Source organism: Aerosakkonema sp. BLCC-F183, from assembly GCF_041929145.1.
In the GTDB taxonomy this organism is placed as follows: Bacteria; Cyanobacteriota; Cyanobacteriia; order Cyanobacteriales; family Aerosakkonemataceae; genus Aerosakkonema.
This window is the reverse complement of the sequence record NZ_JBHFNU010000040.1, coordinates 106,906-123,070: the sequence shown is the minus strand read 5'-3', so window position 1 is coordinate 123,070 and position 16,165 is coordinate 106,906. Positions and strand designations below refer to the sequence as shown.

Sequence of the window (16,165 nt, the reverse complement as noted above, 5' to 3'; positions counted from 1 at the left end):
AGCGGATGCTGTGAGCGCCCAAAAAGCAAATGTACTATACATCGCTCCTGGTTTGGCACACGGCTTCTACGTGCGAAGTGACACCATTATCTTAATATATAAAGTGAAGACTATATATTATCGCGAACATGATAGCGGCATTCTTTGGAACTCAGTGGGAACACCCTGGCCAGATTCAGAGCCAACTGTTTCGCCACGGGACGCTGGTTTCGTAGCCTTTGCCGATTTTTTCAGTCCCTTTCGTTGCAAAGAGGAAGCTACTGATGGTTGCTAAGCAGTCATCCAATACTGCCCTGGTAACTGGTGCTACTGGCTTTGTAGGGTCGCACTTAACGCATCGGCTAGTTGCAGATGGCTGGCAGGTACATATAATTATGCGTCCAAACTCGATGCTGCAACAGCTTGAGCGCCTACAAGACAAGATTGTTATTCATACTCATGACGGTACGACTGAGGGATTGTTTGACATTTTTAAATCCTTCAAGCCAAAAGTTGTTTTTCATTTAGCATCGTTATTATTGGCGCAACACAAACCAGAGGACATCGCGCCTATGTTGGAGAGCAATATCACTTTTGGTACGCAGCTAATTGAGGCGATGGTGGCTCATAAAGTTTATCATTTGATAAACACAGGTACGTCATGGCAGCATTACGAAAACAAAAACTATAGTCCAGTTTGTTTGTATGCTGCCACTAAACAAGCTTTTGAAGCGATAGTTCAGTTTTATGTGGAAACTACACCATTGCAGGTAATAAGCCTCAAACTATTTGACACTTATGGGCCTCAAGATACCAGAAATAACCTATTTACATTGATAGAGAAAATTGCTAGACAAAAAGAACTGCTGCCAATGTCTCCGGGGGAGCAGTTAATTGAACTTGTCTATATAGATGATGTTGTAGATGCCTACTTGGTAGCAGCAGAGCGGTTGGAAAATAAGGAGGTCAAGGGGCATGAAACATACGAAGTATCGACAGGTTCTCCGTTAAAATTAAAGGAAATTATTGAAGTTTATGAGCAAGAAACAGGTGTGAATCTACCCATTCAATGGGGGGGGAAACCCTACCCTCCTCGCGAGGTGATGGTGCCTTGGAACAAAGGTGCCCTCTTACCGGGATGGAGAGCAAAGGTAGGCATAAGGGAGGGCATAAGAAGAATACACGAAGAAAATAATTTATAAAGAGGAATAGGTAAAATAAGTTATGAATTTATTATCCATTTCTACACCTATTGCCTTTTTCATCTTCAATCGTCCTCATCTAACAAAGATTGTTTTTGATGCGATCGCTAAGGCAAAGCCCAAAAAGTTATTAGTAGTTGCAGATGGCCCCCGCTTTCCGGAAGAAGATGAAAAGTGTCAAAATGCTAGGGCAGCAGTTATGAATAATATAGATTGGGAATGCGAGGTGCTTACCAATTTTTCAGAACCTAATCTGGGATGCAAAGATCGCGTTTCTAGTGGCTTAGACTGGGTTTTTGCAGAAGAAGAGGAAGCAATTATTTTAGAAGATGATTGTTTGCCACATCCATCATTTTTCCGTTTTTGCGAAACTCTCCTAGAGCGCTATCGTTATGATGAAAGAGTTATGATGATTAGCGGCGATAATTTTCAGTTAGGCAAAAGCAGGACAGAGTACAGTTATTATTATTCAAAATATACTCATATTTGGGGTTGGGCTTCTTGGAAAAGAGCTTGGCAATACTATGATGTTAATATGAAATCTTGGCCGGAATACAAAAATCTCAACCTTATAAGTTCAGTTTGCGAAGACCAGTTGGAACAGAAATACTGGACGGATATATTTGATATTGTATTTAATGGTGGTATGAATACTTGGGATTACCAATGGCTTTATGGCTGTTGGTGTCAAAATGGTCTATCAATACTTCCTGACTGCAATCTTGTTTCTAATATTGGCTTTGGAAATGAAGGAACGCATACGTCTTATGAGAGTCCGTGGGCAGAATTACCAACAAGTGATGTCGGCAATATCGAACATCCCCCATTTATGGTTAGGCATCGAGATGCTGACAATTACACATTTGACTATCTATTTGGGGGTAAAAATTTGAGAGAAAACAACACGCTTACTAGAAAATTGCGCCGACGCTTGTCGTTAATTAAAGGAAAATTAATATCATGTTTTTAAGCGAAATTAAGCATTTAGGTAAGCTAGTGTTGCGGCCCGACTACAGAAGATCCTATTTTGCCACAAAAAAACTGTTAAATACCCCTCGCTATACTCGGACTTTTACTAATATTTTTGGGACAGAAATAGAATTAGTAGATAGTGCTTCTTTTCTGTTTATGTACAAAGAAATATTTGAACAGCAAATATATAAGTTTAAATCGAAAGAAGCACAGCCATTAATTATAGATTGCGGCGCAAATATAGGTTTAAGTATTTTATATTTTAAACGTCTTTATCCAAATAGTCATGTTGTTGCTTTTGAACCCGATCTTAATGTTTTTAATGTTTTAAAGAATAATGTGCAGAGACTTAGCTTATCTGACATTGAGTTAATTGATAAAGCAGTTTGGACGTCAGAAACTACGCTTGAGTTTATGGCTGAAGGTGCTGATGGTGGCAGAGTAATGCAGCATGAACCAGACAAAGAAAAATACCAAGTATCAACAATTCGCTTACGTGATTACTTGAGTAAAAGAGTAGATTTCTTAAAACTAGATATTGAAGGTGCTGAAACGGAGGTAATTAAAGATTGCCAAGATTTATTGGTGAATGTAGACAACTTGTTTGTTGAATATCATTCATTTGCTAATCAACCCCAAACTCTACATATTATAATAAATATACTCACCCAAGCAGGTTATAGACTTCATATTCACCAAATGCGCCCTTCTCTTCAGCCTTTTTATCAGTGCGATGTTTACTCAGGGATGGATATGATATTGAATATTTTTGCTTTTCGTGAGGATAATTTTTAGGATAAATACCATGCGAAATCCTTTTCAAAAAGTGCAATCAATCGATTTTGTAGATATAGGCTGTAGTGGTTCGTTAGAGGAAAAGTGGGAGCAACTATTTCCTCTACTATCCTATATTGGATTCGATCCGAATGGGGAAGAATGCCAACGTTTGAGTAGCCTTCCTCACCCGTACAAGAGTGCGAAATATTTTCCCTACGCTATTGCTGGCGAAGAGGGAACAAAAACAATTTACTTGACGGAAAGGGTTGGCTGTTCGTCGCTACTACGCCCAAATCACCAGTGGCTGAACCGTTTTTCATATCACGATTTATTTAAAGAAACGGGAACAAGTTCTGTAGTGTGTACGACTCTGAACGCATTAGCGAACAAGGAAGGTTTGAAAGCCGATATTATCAAGATTGACACTCAAGGACTGGAATTGCCAATCTTACAGTCTGGCGATTTACTTTTGAAAAATGCTTTTTGCGTAGAAACTGAAACGGGATTTTTAGAAAATTACATAGGGGAAACGACTTATGCCCAAATAGATGAATTTATGCGATCGCAAGGTTTTCTTATGTTTGACATCAAAATTTATAAGGTTGGACGGAAGAATTCTCTAATTGAATATGGTAAACAACAACCGCTTTGGTGTGAAGCTTTGTGGCTGTTAGATATCATCGGCCAAGGGAAAAAGCCTTGTTTGGAGTCAGCCCTTAAATATTTAACTATTTGTAGGGCAATGAAGTGCTTTGATTATGGCTTAGAACTAAGTCGGTATTTTAACGATTTAGGAATTATAGATGGCGATATACTAGCTTATCTGGAGAAGCCGGAAAACTGGATAATAAAGCCCAAAATACCCACATCAACATTCGGAAAAATTTTGAAATTGCTTCCAAAAGATATAAATAAGAGACTGATGTTTGGATTAAAACAAATTATTGAGGAATAACTAAGTAAGATATGAATGTACTTCAGATCAATCAGTCTGATACTATAGGGGGAGCGGCGATCGCGGCTTACCGACTGCACGAAGGGTTGTTAGCTCAAGGTATTGACTCGCGGTTGCTGGTGGGAGAAGTCAAAACAAGCAGCGATCGCGTGGCTGTTGTCACCCGCAAACCACCGCTCGAAAACCAAATTTATCGCTTTAGTTGGCGTCTTGGCTTTAATCATATTCACCTTGTTAGCAGCTTTGATATTCCCAAACACCCGTTTTATCAAAAAGCAGATATTCTCAACTTTCACAATCTTCATACTGGCTACTTTAATTATCTAGCAATTCCCTCATTAACCGCTACAAAACCAGCGGTTTTTACTCTTCACGATATGTGGAGCTTTACAGGTCATTGCAGTTATAGTTATGACTGCGATCGCTGGAAAATAGGCTGTGGAAAATGTCCTTACCCAGATATACATCCAGGGATTAATGTAGATAATACCAAAATAGAATGGAAGCTGAAAGATTGGGTATACAGCCGCTCTAATATCGCCATTGTAGCTTTGAGTAAATGGCTTTACGACCAAGCCAAGCAGAGTATGCTCAACCGCTTTCCTATTCATCACATACCCAACGGCATCGACACGGAAGTTTACCGACCGCTCGATCGCAAACAGTGTCGTTCCCTGCTGGGTATACCAACAAACAAAAAAGTTATTATGTTCTCTGCGGCGAGTCTCAAAGATCCGCGCAAAGGCAACGACCTGGTATTGAAAGCGCTACAAAGCCTACCTGCATCGCTAAAAGCCGAAGCCGTACTTTCGATTCTCGGTGATGGCGGTGAAGCTATGGCTGAAGCTGCCGATTTGCCTACTGTGAATCTTGGCTTTGCTAGTGGCGATCGACTCAAGGCAATTGCCTATTCTGCTGCTGACTTGTTTGTTTTTCCCACCCGCGCTGATAATTTACCGCTGGTGCTGCAAGAAAGTATGGCTTGTGGTACGCCTATGGTTTCGTTTAAAATAGGTGGCGTTCCGGATCTGGTACGTCCAGGTATCACTGGCTACTTAGCAGCACCGGACGATATCGAAGACTTTCGTAACGGTATTGTCCAACTATTAGAAGATGAAAATTTACGCGATCGTATGAGCCAGCAGTGTCGGACGATCGCTGTTCAAGAATACTCTCTGGAACTACAGGCTCATCGATATATTGAATTGTATCGTCAATTGTTGGACAATTAAACTAAATTTTAGTTGCTAGGACTTGCTTTATTCATATTATCATGCCACCCATCGCTAAAGTTCTAACTCTCAAAGACTTACCCGCTCCACCGCCCGATCGAACCGGATGGCCTTGGACTGAAGAAAGTCAGCCATTGCCACAGCAAATGCCTGATGGTTCTGAATGGCCCCGAATCAGTATAGTCACTCCTAGTTATAACTATGGCCACTTTATTGAGGAAACTATACGTTCTGTACTGCTCCAAGGATATCCAAATTTAGAGTACATTATCATTGACGGTGGTTCTACCGATCATACAGTTGAAATTATCAAAAAGTATGAAAAGTATGTCACGTACTGGGTAAGCGAACCAGATGAAGGGCAGACAGATGCTATCAATAAAGGCTTTCAACTGTGTACGGGCCAAATTTTTGCTTGGTTGAATGCAGATTGCTCTTACACTATTTCAGCACTACAAAAAGTTGCCAACTATTATTTAAACGGCTACAAATTGATTGCTGGAGGATGCGTTGTTGTCTACAATGATGGGCGCGAAGAAGCAGTATACTCCGTCCCCACAGATTTTGAACGTTATCTTAAGTTTTGGATTGCGGGTTGCGGTTTCACTCAAGCTGATGTTTTTCTTGACAAAGAGCTAGCAAATGATTGTTTCCCCTTAGACAAAAAACTTTATATGGTCATGGATTATCAATACTTTCTGAGAGCCCTTAGCAAAAACCCCAAACAAATTTATGTACAGCAAACTTGGTCAAAAGACAAGCTACATGGAAATAACAAAACATTGATCCCTTATGAAGGGGGAATGGCAGAGTTTAGTCGAGTAGCTTTAGCCGAATCGACACAACTACCTTTGATTCAGCACATGATTTATACAATGGACGTAAAAGATTACTTAGTTATCCATTCTTTGACAGATGGTAAACATCCAGATGGGAAAGCGGGTTTATTGACGGCTTTATTTGCCAGACCAACTCTGCTACGGTGGCCAGTTTTTTGGAAAATGGTTATCAAAGCAATTTGGGGGGAAAAAATATACTCTTGGCTTATGAAATCAATAGGGCGCTAGTGCTTCGTCCAGGAACCACCAAGATAATTAAGTCTGGAAAATAATTAATGTCCATAGGAATCAGGATAGACTGTATGAAAGCAAGTTTATTAAATTATTATAGAGATTGGTTCCCACTAACTATCAGGGAGCGATTACGCCCACTCAAGCATACTGTCAAAACTTTGATAATCTCAGCTATTTCTAACAGTTACATACTTATTAAAGCCAAGCCAATATGGTGTTACTAAAAAACCCTATACGACTAATAAATGTTCAGTACCGTGCAGCTAGGATGCAGGGAAATACTTTTTGTTCTGTATATCGTGCAGCACTTCCTTGGATAGTAAAGCGTCCCATCGCCCAATCTCGAAAAGTTCCCGTGAAGGTCTACTCTTTTTCGTGCGATCGCGATTTACCGGAACAGGTAGCTAGCATTCGCTCCTTCATACGTTATGTAGGTATTCCTGACAAGTTTACTGTCGTTTCTGACGGTACTTATTCTCCCGATAGCTGTCAGTTGCTTCGCCAAATCAGTCCTTGTGTGGACGTAGTACATATGGACAGCTTGGTCAAAAAAGATTTAATTGAATGTTTGCGTAAATATGCAAATATTCATCCATTGGGTAAAAAGCTTTCTGTCTTAATATCTATCCCTATTAACCAAACAACTATCTACGCCGATTCAGATATTCTATTTTTTCCGGGTGCTGATGAATTAATTAGTTTGGCAGAAATGGGCGATGGCCAACCCCGCTATTTGCTTGATTGTGCTACCGCCTTAGATGAGCGCTTGCTTGACAATGAATCAGAAAAAGCCAATCCCGTTAATAGTGGCTTTATGTTACTAAACAAGCCATTAGACTGGGAGATACCTGTAAATCGCTTAGCTCAAATTCAGGAATTACCTAACTACTTCACAGAGCAAACTATGGTGCATTTAACAATGCACTCGAACAAAGCATTGCCTCTTGATTCCACCCGATTTATAGTGCGTCGTGACGATGAGTTCATTTATGCAGATAAATATGCAGGTAAAACAATAGTGTTAAGGCATTATATTAATCCGGTTAGACATAAGTTTTGGTTGAGTACTAAAATATAATATTTGAACAATGGCTCGAACTTTAAAAATTCTGATGATACTCCATATGCCTTGGCATCGCGACTTGGGAGGTTCGCGAGTTCAACTGGAGTTGGCAGATGAATTTCGGACGATGGGACATGAAGTGGAGAAATTTGACTATAAGGATGCTTTTCCGGAAAAAAATTCATCTTTGCTGCAAAGGTTAACTCGCCCTAGCTTTTCGGTTAAGGCAAAAGCTTTTGTGCAAGCAAATGCCCATCGCTTTGATATTATCGACGCTCACCAAGGCAATTTACCTTTTTCTAAGCAAGAATTAGGAATTAAAGGTTTACTTGTTGCCCGTTCCGTGGGGTTATATGCCTTTTATGAGGAATTTGCCAAGCAAGAAAAAAGTAAATGGCCGCCAAAAAGAAAGAGAACTTTGATTGGAAACTGGCTGCGATCTTGGCTGTCTAGAAAGGATACCCCTGACTGTTTACCCAGTTTGCAAAACTGCGACGTTATTAACGTGCCCAATCAGGACGAACAAGCCTATGTCCGCGATGTACTGGGTATGGGCGAGAAGTGTTTTGTCTTTCCCTTCGGACTCTCCCAGCAGCGACAACAAGCATTTGCCGAAGCCGTTCAACCTGCGGCGGTGCGGTTAGCTTCTAAGCAGGTTGTTTTCATCGGCACCTGGGGAACGCGGAAGGGGGCTAGAGATTTTGCAGAAATTATGATGCGTACAAAGGCTAAAGTTCCAGACGCACGCTTTCTATTTTTAGGTACAGCTTTTAGCGCCGAAACAATTTTAGCCGATCTCGATATGCCAGCTTATGATTGGATTGAGATCGTACCGCGTTTTGATGGCGAGGAACTGCCAAAATTTTTGAGTAAAGCAACGGTGGGAGCTTTTCCCAGTTACATTGAAGGATTTGGTTTTGCCGTATTGGAAAAACTGGCTTGCGGTCTTCCGACTGTGGCATATAATGTTCCTGGCCCGCGAGAAATGTTACGTTATTTTGATGATGACTTGATGGTGACTGCTGGTGATTCCGAACAGTTTAGCAAGCAGATAATCAAGCTGTTGACTTTGGATGAAGTGAGTTATTCTCAGCTTTCTCAACAGTGTATTGAAGTTGCACGTATTTTTTCTTGGAGTCAAATTGCTAAGGATACATTGGATGTTTATACAAAGTTTTTAGGTGTGTAAAAAATCAATTGGAGAGAGTTTTATGAATTCCAAACAAAAAGCGGTTCAAATTATTTGGCAATTGTTAAAATCTTATTTGGGTGAGGCTAATTCTTTAAAAGTTATTAAGTTTTGGCTGCATTTACTACCTTCTAAATACGCATTCCCTTTAACATGGCTGACTCTATCTGAATTTCCAGTAAATTCTCAATCAGAATTTGAATATACCTACGGAACGGCTCGGCAATTCCCGCAAAGAATGGTAAAGGTTAATCCAAATTGTTTGCACGCTCGCTTTTTTGTGGTTAGCGGGTACTATGAGGAATATCTGACAAAAGAAATTATGTCGCCGCAAAGGAAAGGATTATTTGTTGATATTGGCGCTAATTTTGGTTATTACTCGGTTTTGTGGCTGCAAAAGGATGAAACGCGAGCGATCGCTATTGAACCAGTTCAAGAATATGTGGAAATTTTGCATGAAAATCTCAAGGATTACGATTCTAGACATTTAATTTTTGATGGCTGTATAGGCGATCGCGATGGGGTAGCATTTTTGGATACCTTGGGAGAGCCCACGATGTTGAGTAAAGTAGTAGCTGATGCCGATCGACCAAACACCCGTAGCGTTCCTATGCTGACTTTAAGCTCTTTGTTAAAGAAATACAATGAAGAAAAAATAGATGTACTTAAGGTTGACGCCGAAGGTTATGACATTAATATTTTAGAGAGTTGTAAGCCTTTGTTTGAAGCGAAAGCTATCAAAACCGTGTTCTGGGAAACTGCAAACTCTCCAGAAGAAAAAAATATCATTGAGTTTTTGGAAAAGTTGGGATATTCCAAAATATTGGATAAAGCATCGACAGGCTATGAGTTAGTTTATCGCTGATAGGATGATGGTAGGCGAGTGGAAAAATATTAACTCAGCGGTGAATTGGACAAGGCTGTTTCGATCCGCACCTGCACGACCCCATCTTGTTCTTGGGCTAACGCTTGTTGTAAAGATGCGATCGCCTCAAGTGTAGCAATTTCTTGCAGGGAAACCGCCGCTGCATAACGCAGCGCCCAATCTTCCGTTTTCAGTAAAGCCCAAGTTAGTTTTTCGATCGTCCCCTTAATGATTTCAGGGTCGCCAGATTTACTGCCGATGCGTCCCAAACCTCGCGCCGCAACTCGTCGGACATTACCTTGGCAGTGATTTGCTACTTCCACACCCACCACTTCCAGCAACAGATCCAAAGCTCTACCGTCGCCAATTTTAGCTAAAGCTTGAACGATATAAGCTTGCAGTCCGTGATCCGCAGAAGCGCGGAAAGCAGCGATTAATGGTTCTACAGAGTGTGGCGCAAGTTTCACCAATCCTTCCACCGCCGCAGCTGGTACAGCAGGATGATGATGGCTCAAAATTTCTATGAAAGCAGCGATAATTTCTTCTGTATTCTCTACAGTGGTTTTCCTAGCAGATAAAGTTTGAATTAAACTCAGTGCATCAATTGGAGTTGAGGCACGACGTAACTGCTGAATTAACCAAGCAATATCTAAATCTCTTGACTCTTCGCTATCGTTTATGTTAAGTGCGTTCATACTTTAAATGGAATTTTTTCAAACAAGTTTGGCAAAAACTTGATTAGATCAAAGCTGAATCAACAAATCGTCGATCGCTCTCAGCAGTAAATCGGTTGTTTTTCGTTTTTCTGCTTCATCCGAGCGATCGTTACTTAATACAGATTCTAAAATTCGCTTCAAATTCAACAGTTTCAGACTGTTACCTACTTTAGCATTAATAATTGCTTCTGCTGCTTCTATGTGACCGATCGATCCCAAATCAAATGCTGCTGCCCACCGCAAATACATATTTGGGTGAGTCAAATTTTTAATAATTCGTTCGATGTACTGAGGCTCTTTAGTAAAAATATATAAATATCGAGCGGCAGCACATTGAACGCGCTCAGAATTGTGTTCCAGAAATGCCTCGATTTGCTTTTGTGCTGACCAAACTTGTAAAGTTCCCAGCGCTTCAATCAAAGCTTCCAACGGTTGCTCACCTTCCGATCCTAAGAGTTCCAGCAAAGGTTTTTCTGCTCTTGAGTCGCCAATAGCTGCTAATGCTTGAATCGCTGCTTCTCGCAGTTGTAAATCTTCGCAGTTCAATACCGACAACAATGCAGGCACTGCTTGCGTATTTTTCAATTGACCGAGAGCCCTTGCTGCTTGACGCCGCAGGGGATATCCGCCTTGGGGAGTGCGATAGCGATCGTCTTTTAGCGCCTCGCAAAGTACGCCCCAAGCTTCTTGAACTTGATGCTTGCCTAACCACCAAGCAGCATAATAGCGAATTTGATTATCGTCTCCTGACAAGCCTGCGATCGCAGCTTCTTTAGAAAGGATTAACTCTGGGGGTGAAGTAGCAGTCATTGCCAAATTTTTATATAAACATTAGGGACTAGAGACAAAGAAAATTCAAAAGTAAAAAGTTAAACTATATTACTTATTTTAACTTTTGACTTTTGACTTTTAAATTTTTCTTTTCCCAGTTCCCAGTCCCTATTTACTCACGCTTGCTCAATTTTGACTATCTTACCACCACGACGGTGAATTTCTTGGTAAGTCGTCGAAAGTTGGTCGTAAGACACGGTATAAACCCGTTTGCTCTGACGCACTGCTACCTTAGAGCCTACGCCACCGACAACCGCTTCAATTCTGTACACTCTGGCATCTCCACGTACAGCCGCGTTGGTTAAAGTTCCACCGATCCCCGCAGAAGATCTGCCTAATACTGACAGCGGTCCCCTAATTGAATTAGGCAAATTCATCGACACTTTTTGCCGCAGTCGGGAATTTTTGCCGCCAAACTGAGCGTTATCGCTGTTAGCGCTACCCCGGAAAAGCTCAAATATCCGGTTGTATCCAACGGTTTTCATTCCAGGCAGCGACTGAAAACCACGGTAAAAGGGAACCACATAATTCCCAAAAGCATTGTCGTATTCTGCGCTGTAGAGATAAGAATCGATCTCTGCTTCGTAGCCTTGAGAATTGTACAAGTCTACATGGTAGGCAATTTCCGACTGGTCGTAGGGAGCGCGTCCCAACAAATGCTTGTAGTTGAGCTCGATAAAACGAACTTGGGAGCTATTGTAGAAAAAGCGCTCTTTGTAAAGTTCGGATTTAGCCAAAATCTGGATAAATTGCCGCACGTTGATTGTGCCGTTATTCAACAAAGCTTCGGCACTGATGAATGATTCGCTGGCATAAACCCCTTGGCGACCAAATACTTGATCGTAGGCAGCCCGTACTATTGCTCGCAAATCATCTGGAGTCCAATTTGGGCGAAGTTCAACTCTTCTGCCCGTTTCCGAACTAATTCCCAGCCGCTCTTCGACCGCTAAACTGCTCATTTTTTAAGCTCCCTTGCAAATTTTTGGCTTTCCATCCACTTTTTATGAATCAGGGTCTGGAAAACAGACAATTGCTGCTATCAGGTATTAGTTATCAGTCATTAATTATTATTTAGTGTTCGCGTTAATTGCTGATTCTCTTAACAATGAACAGCGAACAATTACTAATGACCGATTACCAATAACCGACCGCTCGACGATTGCCTATATCTCAGACCCAAAAGCCTTCTTAGCTTAAAGCGTTGATGGCATAGTTGATGTAGTTGTTGGCTTCACCAGCCGCATCACCCGATAGACCGTGATTGTCGCGGACGAATTCCAGAGCCGCAACATACCAGCTGGGAGACAGACCAAGGGCAGCGTTGAGTTCTTTAACACCGGCTACTACGTACTCATCCAAGGGGCCTGTACCGCCTACTACACAGCAGTAGCTGATAGTACGCAGGTAGTGGTCGATATCGCGCACGCACTTGTTTTTGCCTTCTTGGGTAGAGGCATATTGCGGGCCTTGCATTTGAGTAGTGTAAGGGAATTTTTGATAAACGTGATTGGCTGCTGCTTCAGCCCATTTTTTGCCATTAGCGGCGAATGCACGAGATGCTTCCAAACCAGCTTTAGCGCGGTTGAAACGACCAAAAATCGCTTGCAATTCGGTGTTGCTAACGTATGCGCCACGAGAATCTGCTGCTGCAATTGCTTCGGTCAAGGGGGTTTTCATGATGCTTTTATACTCCTATGTTGTGTGAAACGATTTCAAAAGGTGTAAGTCGGTGACTTTTTAGGCAACAGCCGCAGCAGCGCGATCGAAGTAGCCAGCTACTTCAGACATCAAAGAGCTGCAATCGCCTTTGCTGATACCGTTGGGATTGTTAGCGATCGCGATCGCTGCATCTTTCATCTTTTGAATGCCAGAAGCAACAACATTTCCAGGAGTGCCGAGAGCTTGATAGGTTTCGCGCAGACCGTTCAAGCAGCGATCGTCCATCACGCTGGCATCGCCTGCTAGAACTGAATAGGTAACGTAGCGCAAAATAAAGCCCATATCGCGAATACAAGCAGCTTGGTTGCGGTTGTGGAAGCAAGCACCGCCAGCATTAAAAACTTGAGCATTTTCGGCTACCAAAGCGCGATAAGCGTTGGCAACAATCGTGGAAGAGTTGCCGGTCAGGCGGTTGACTATATCTAAACGCTTATTGCTGTCGGAAACCATTGCCGAAAGAGCATTAATTTCGTCGTCGCTCAGGTAAGCGCCCTTTCTGTCAGCTTGTTCTACAACTCTGGAAAAAGCGTCAAGCATTTTGTCAAGCTCTCCTAAAATTAATTTACTTTTATCGCTTCAGACAGCTATTTAACTGCCTTGAGTTGAGACATTACAGCTTAAAAGTAAAAAAATTGGGGTAGAAATCGAGTAAAAAGCGAGAAGATGTTTTAATGAGTATTAATTCCTAAGTAATTATTCTCAAACCAACACAATCACACTTTAGGCAAATTTGTCAATAGCACGATCGAACAATCCCAGAAACCCCGTTTTTGAGAAAAAGAGGGTTTCTGAACTCTGTCGAACTTACCCTAACGATTAATTCGTTCAATTAAATCGATAATTGCATCGCAACGAAATTTTTTGACTAAATCCGTCAAATATTGGGCTAAAAAGGCTTCTTCTGCTGGAATTTCGGCAATCAGTTCCAAAATACGGTCATTATCGATAGAATCAGCCGCCTCATATAGCTGTGTTATCCACTCAGAAGGCATTACAGTCATAGATTCCGGTTCTAGCTGCTTTTGACTTTCTCTAGATTGGGTGGAAGTAGTAGATTGCACTTCCGAGTAAACGTAACGCACCCCCAAGTAAGTAGCGATCTTTTCCAAAAGTACTTCTTCTCGAAAAGGCTTCCGCACAAAATCATCGCAACCTGCTGATAAAACGGTGATTCGATTTTCTTCAAAAACACTGGCAGTCAAGGCAATAATTACGGTAGCTTGACCTTTTAAATGCGCTTTAATATATTTAGTCGCTTCGTACCCATCCATCACAGGCATTTGCATATCCATTAATATTAGATGTGGTTCCCAACTTTGCCACTCTTCAATAGCTTGTTGACCGTTTTCTGCTGCACGCATATCGAAGCCAAGAGGGGAGAGCAGATGAATCAAAAGTTGGCGGCTTTCCCAGCGATCGTCTACTGCTAAAATCCGATATTTTGGTTGATTGGGAGCTAATGCGATCGCTCTTTTACTTGACTGGTAAGTTTGAACTTCTTTCGCTTCTACCAGCTCAACTTTAACATCAAATTTAAAAAGAGTTCCCTCACCCAACACACTGTTAACAGTAATATCCCCTCCCATCAATTGTACGAATTGTCGGCTAATCGGCAAACCCAAACCAGTACCTTGCTCCGAATTTCTTCCCGTTTCTGTTTGCACAAAAGGCTCAAATAAATTATCAAGCTCGTGGGGCGCTATACCAGGGCCGGTATCTTCTACTTCAAACAAAAGCTTGCGGGATTTTGTGGAATTTTTGCTTAGAATTTCTGCTAAATCATTTCCTGGCATCACGCGCAATACCACACCTCCAGACGAAGTAAATTTGATGGCGTTGCCAATGAGGTTAATTAAAACCTGACGCAATTTATTTTCATCTGTTCGCAGGTATTGCGGAGTATTGGGATCGCAATCGAAAATCAGCTGCAATCTTTTAGATTCGGCTTTGAGTTGCAGCATTTCTTTGATCGAGTTGAGCGTAGAAATTAAATCAAAGTTATTCTCATTGAAAGCGATTCTGCCAGCCTCAATTTTGGACATTTCCAGTACATCATTAATCAGCTGCAATAAATGCTCTCCGCTGCGTTCAACTATTCCCAATTGTTCCCGTTGCACTTGATTGAGGCTATTGTCGCGGGCAAGCAGTTGCGTAAAACCCAGGATAGCATTGAGTGGGGTTCGCAATTCGTGGCTCATCTTCGAGAGGAATTCGCTTTTAGCTTGATTGGCGCGTAAAGCAGCTTCTTTAGCTTTCTCCCAAGCTGCTTCGGCTTGTTTGCGATCGCTAATGTCGCGGGCCACCCATGTAACCGAATTATTTGGTAGCGGGGAAATGCTCGCTGCAAACCAAATTTCCCGTTCGCCGACGGGCAGATTGTAATCAAAGTTGATTGTTTCTTGGCTGTCTAATGCTTGGCGAACTTTACCAAACCAAGTATTGTTTTTGTCTTGAAAAAATTGTTCGATGGTTAAATTAACAAGGTCAGTTTCAAGTTTATAAAAACGACCGGGATTTGTTGGTACTGCGGTGATTTCTTCACGGTCGTTTACAATTAATACAATCTCAGACATTGCCTCAAATATTGTCCGAATTTGCCTTTCAGAAGTGCTGAGCTTTTGTTCTAGTAACTTGCGCTCGTTAATTTCCTGTTGCAGTTGGGCATTGGCTTTTGCTAGTTCCGTTGTACGTTCGATCACCTTCTGTTCTAGAGATGCGTTTAACTCTTCCAATTCCGTTCTAATTTTTTGTAAAACCTGATTTTTATAAATTAATTCTTTATCCTGAAAATAACTGCGAATTGCTTCTGTAACTGTCAAACAAAGGTCGGTTTCGTCCCAAGGTTTAGCAATGTAACGATAAAGATTGGCACGATTCAGTGCATTGCCCACTGCTTCGGTACTAGCTTGTCCAGTCAACATAATCTTCAATATTTTCGGGTAGAGGGAATGAATTTTGATTAGCAGTTCATCCCCTTTTATACCCGGCATTATTTGGTCGCAAATAATTAGAGGTATCTCTATATCATCTGCTTGTAATTCCGCCAAAATTTCTAAAGCTTCTTCGCCGTTTTCAGCCAGTTCAATATCAAACTCGTTTGACAGATGATTATTTAGCTGATCTCTCAGACTGACGAGTACAACTCTTTCATCGTCAATGCAGATAATCGCGCCTTTACTCATTGCTTTCCTCCAACCCGGATTTAAGGATTTGGATTAAATTTTCTTCATCCCAAGGTTTGGGTATGTAGCTATGCAGGTTTGCGTACTTTCGAGTTCGTTCTATGGCTTCCTCATCCGCTTGTCCAGTCAATAATACCGTCACAATGTTGGGGAATTGTTCGTGAACTTTAATAAGAAATTCATCTCCTTTCATATTGGGCATGAGCCAATCAGAGACAATGATGAGAATTTTGACATCTTCTTGGTTTAATTCTTCAATAATTTCCCAAGCTTCGTCAGCACTTTCTGCGAATTCGCACAAATAGCGATCGCCTAAATAATTAGTTAATTGATCTCGCAGACTTAACAGTACAATTCTTTCGTCATCTACACATAAAATCGCTTTTTTGACCATAACACTACCTCAGCTT

The 16,165-nt window shown here is 41.5% G+C and carries 17 protein-coding genes; 10 read left to right on the top strand and 7 right to left on the bottom strand.

Going from position 1 to position 16,165, the window contains the following annotated elements:
- Positions 1-10: 10 nt before the first annotated feature.
- From ACE1CD_RS10030 to ACE1CD_RS09985, 10 genes are all read left to right on the top strand, one after another.
- Positions 11-274, top strand: a complete 264-nt coding sequence (locus ACE1CD_RS10030; RefSeq protein ID WP_374796671.1) for a dTDP-4-dehydrorhamnose 3,5-epimerase family protein — start codon at positions 11-13, stop codon at positions 272-274.
- Positions 264-1,181 (top strand): NAD-dependent epimerase/dehydratase family protein, encoded by a 918-nt coding sequence (locus ACE1CD_RS10025; protein WP_374796673.1) that lies wholly within the window; start codon positions 264-266, stop codon positions 1,179-1,181. Before ACE1CD_RS10030 ends, ACE1CD_RS10025 begins: the two co-directional genes overlap by 11 nt.
- Positions 1,182-1,203: 22 nt before the next feature.
- Positions 1,204-2,151 (top strand): glycosyltransferase family 2 protein, encoded by a 948-nt coding sequence (locus ACE1CD_RS10020; protein WP_374796676.1) that lies wholly within the window; start codon positions 1,204-1,206, stop codon positions 2,149-2,151.
- Positions 2,142-2,948: an FkbM family methyltransferase gene (locus ACE1CD_RS10015; RefSeq protein ID WP_374796678.1), complete on the top strand. Its 807-nt coding sequence runs from the start codon at positions 2,142-2,144 to the stop codon at positions 2,946-2,948. The genes ACE1CD_RS10020 and ACE1CD_RS10015 overlap by 10 nt, the downstream gene beginning before the upstream one ends.
- Positions 2,949-2,958: 10 nt before the next feature.
- Positions 2,959-3,885, top strand: a complete 927-nt coding sequence (locus tag ACE1CD_RS10010; RefSeq protein WP_374796680.1) for an FkbM family methyltransferase — start codon at positions 2,959-2,961, stop codon at positions 3,883-3,885.
- Positions 3,886-3,896: 11 nt separating this feature from the next.
- On the top strand, positions 3,897-5,117 hold the full coding sequence (locus tag ACE1CD_RS10005) for a glycosyltransferase family 4 protein (RefSeq protein ID WP_374823642.1): 1,221 nt from the start codon (positions 3,897-3,899) through the stop codon (positions 5,115-5,117).
- A gap of 41 nt (positions 5,118-5,158) precedes the next feature.
- Positions 5,159-6,184 carry a glycosyltransferase family 2 protein gene (locus tag ACE1CD_RS10000; RefSeq protein WP_374796684.1) on the top strand — a complete coding sequence of 342 codons (1,026 nt, stop codon included), beginning with the start codon at positions 5,159-5,161 and terminating at the stop codon, positions 6,182-6,184.
- 217 nt (positions 6,185-6,401) lie between these two features.
- The gene (locus ACE1CD_RS09995) at positions 6,402-7,268 is read left to right on the top strand and encodes a hypothetical protein (RefSeq protein ID WP_374796686.1); all 867 of its coding nucleotides are present in this window, start codon (positions 6,402-6,404) and stop codon (positions 7,266-7,268) included.
- A gap of 10 nt (positions 7,269-7,278) precedes the next feature.
- Entirely contained in the window at positions 7,279-8,442 is a 1,164-nt protein-coding gene (locus ACE1CD_RS09990; RefSeq protein ID WP_374796688.1) for a glycosyltransferase family 4 protein, read from the top strand.
- Between the two features lie 22 nt (positions 8,443-8,464).
- Positions 8,465-9,307, top strand: a complete 843-nt coding sequence (locus tag ACE1CD_RS09985; RefSeq protein WP_374796690.1) for an FkbM family methyltransferase — start codon at positions 8,465-8,467, stop codon at positions 9,305-9,307.
- 29 nt (positions 9,308-9,336) lie between these two features.
- Here the strand turns inward: ACE1CD_RS09985 and ACE1CD_RS09980 are convergent, their stop codons facing one another.
- The 7 genes from ACE1CD_RS09980 to ACE1CD_RS09950 form a co-directional block, all read right to left on the bottom strand.
- Complete coding sequence (locus tag ACE1CD_RS09980) at positions 9,337-10,002, bottom strand: HEAT repeat domain-containing protein (RefSeq protein WP_374796692.1); 666 nt, start codon at positions 10,000-10,002, stop codon at positions 9,337-9,339.
- A gap of 48 nt (positions 10,003-10,050) precedes the next feature.
- On the bottom strand, positions 10,051-10,833 hold the full coding sequence (locus tag ACE1CD_RS09975) for a HEAT repeat domain-containing protein (RefSeq protein ID WP_374796694.1): 783 nt from the start codon (positions 10,831-10,833) through the stop codon (positions 10,051-10,053).
- Between the two features lie 137 nt (positions 10,834-10,970).
- Positions 10,971-11,813, bottom strand: coding sequence for a phycobilisome rod-core linker polypeptide (locus ACE1CD_RS09970; RefSeq protein WP_374796696.1), 843 nt, complete (start codon positions 11,811-11,813; stop codon positions 10,971-10,973).
- 229 nt (positions 11,814-12,042) lie between these two features.
- Positions 12,043-12,531: a phycocyanin subunit alpha gene (locus ACE1CD_RS09965; RefSeq protein ID WP_190461273.1), complete on the bottom strand. Its 489-nt coding sequence runs from the start codon at positions 12,529-12,531 to the stop codon at positions 12,043-12,045.
- A gap of 60 nt (positions 12,532-12,591) precedes the next feature.
- A complete protein-coding gene (locus ACE1CD_RS09960; RefSeq protein WP_374796698.1) occupies positions 12,592-13,110 on the bottom strand; it encodes a phycocyanin subunit beta in 519 nt (172 codons plus the stop codon).
- A 272-nt stretch (positions 13,111-13,382) separates the two neighbouring features.
- Positions 13,383-15,755, bottom strand: a complete 2,373-nt coding sequence (locus tag ACE1CD_RS09955; RefSeq protein WP_374823639.1) for a response regulator — start codon at positions 15,753-15,755, stop codon at positions 13,383-13,385.
- On the bottom strand, positions 15,748-16,149 hold the full coding sequence (locus ACE1CD_RS09950; protein WP_374796702.1) for a response regulator: 402 nt from the start codon (positions 16,147-16,149) through the stop codon (positions 15,748-15,750). Before ACE1CD_RS09950 ends, ACE1CD_RS09955 begins: the two co-directional genes overlap by 8 nt.
- Positions 16,150-16,165 lie beyond the last annotated feature (16 nt).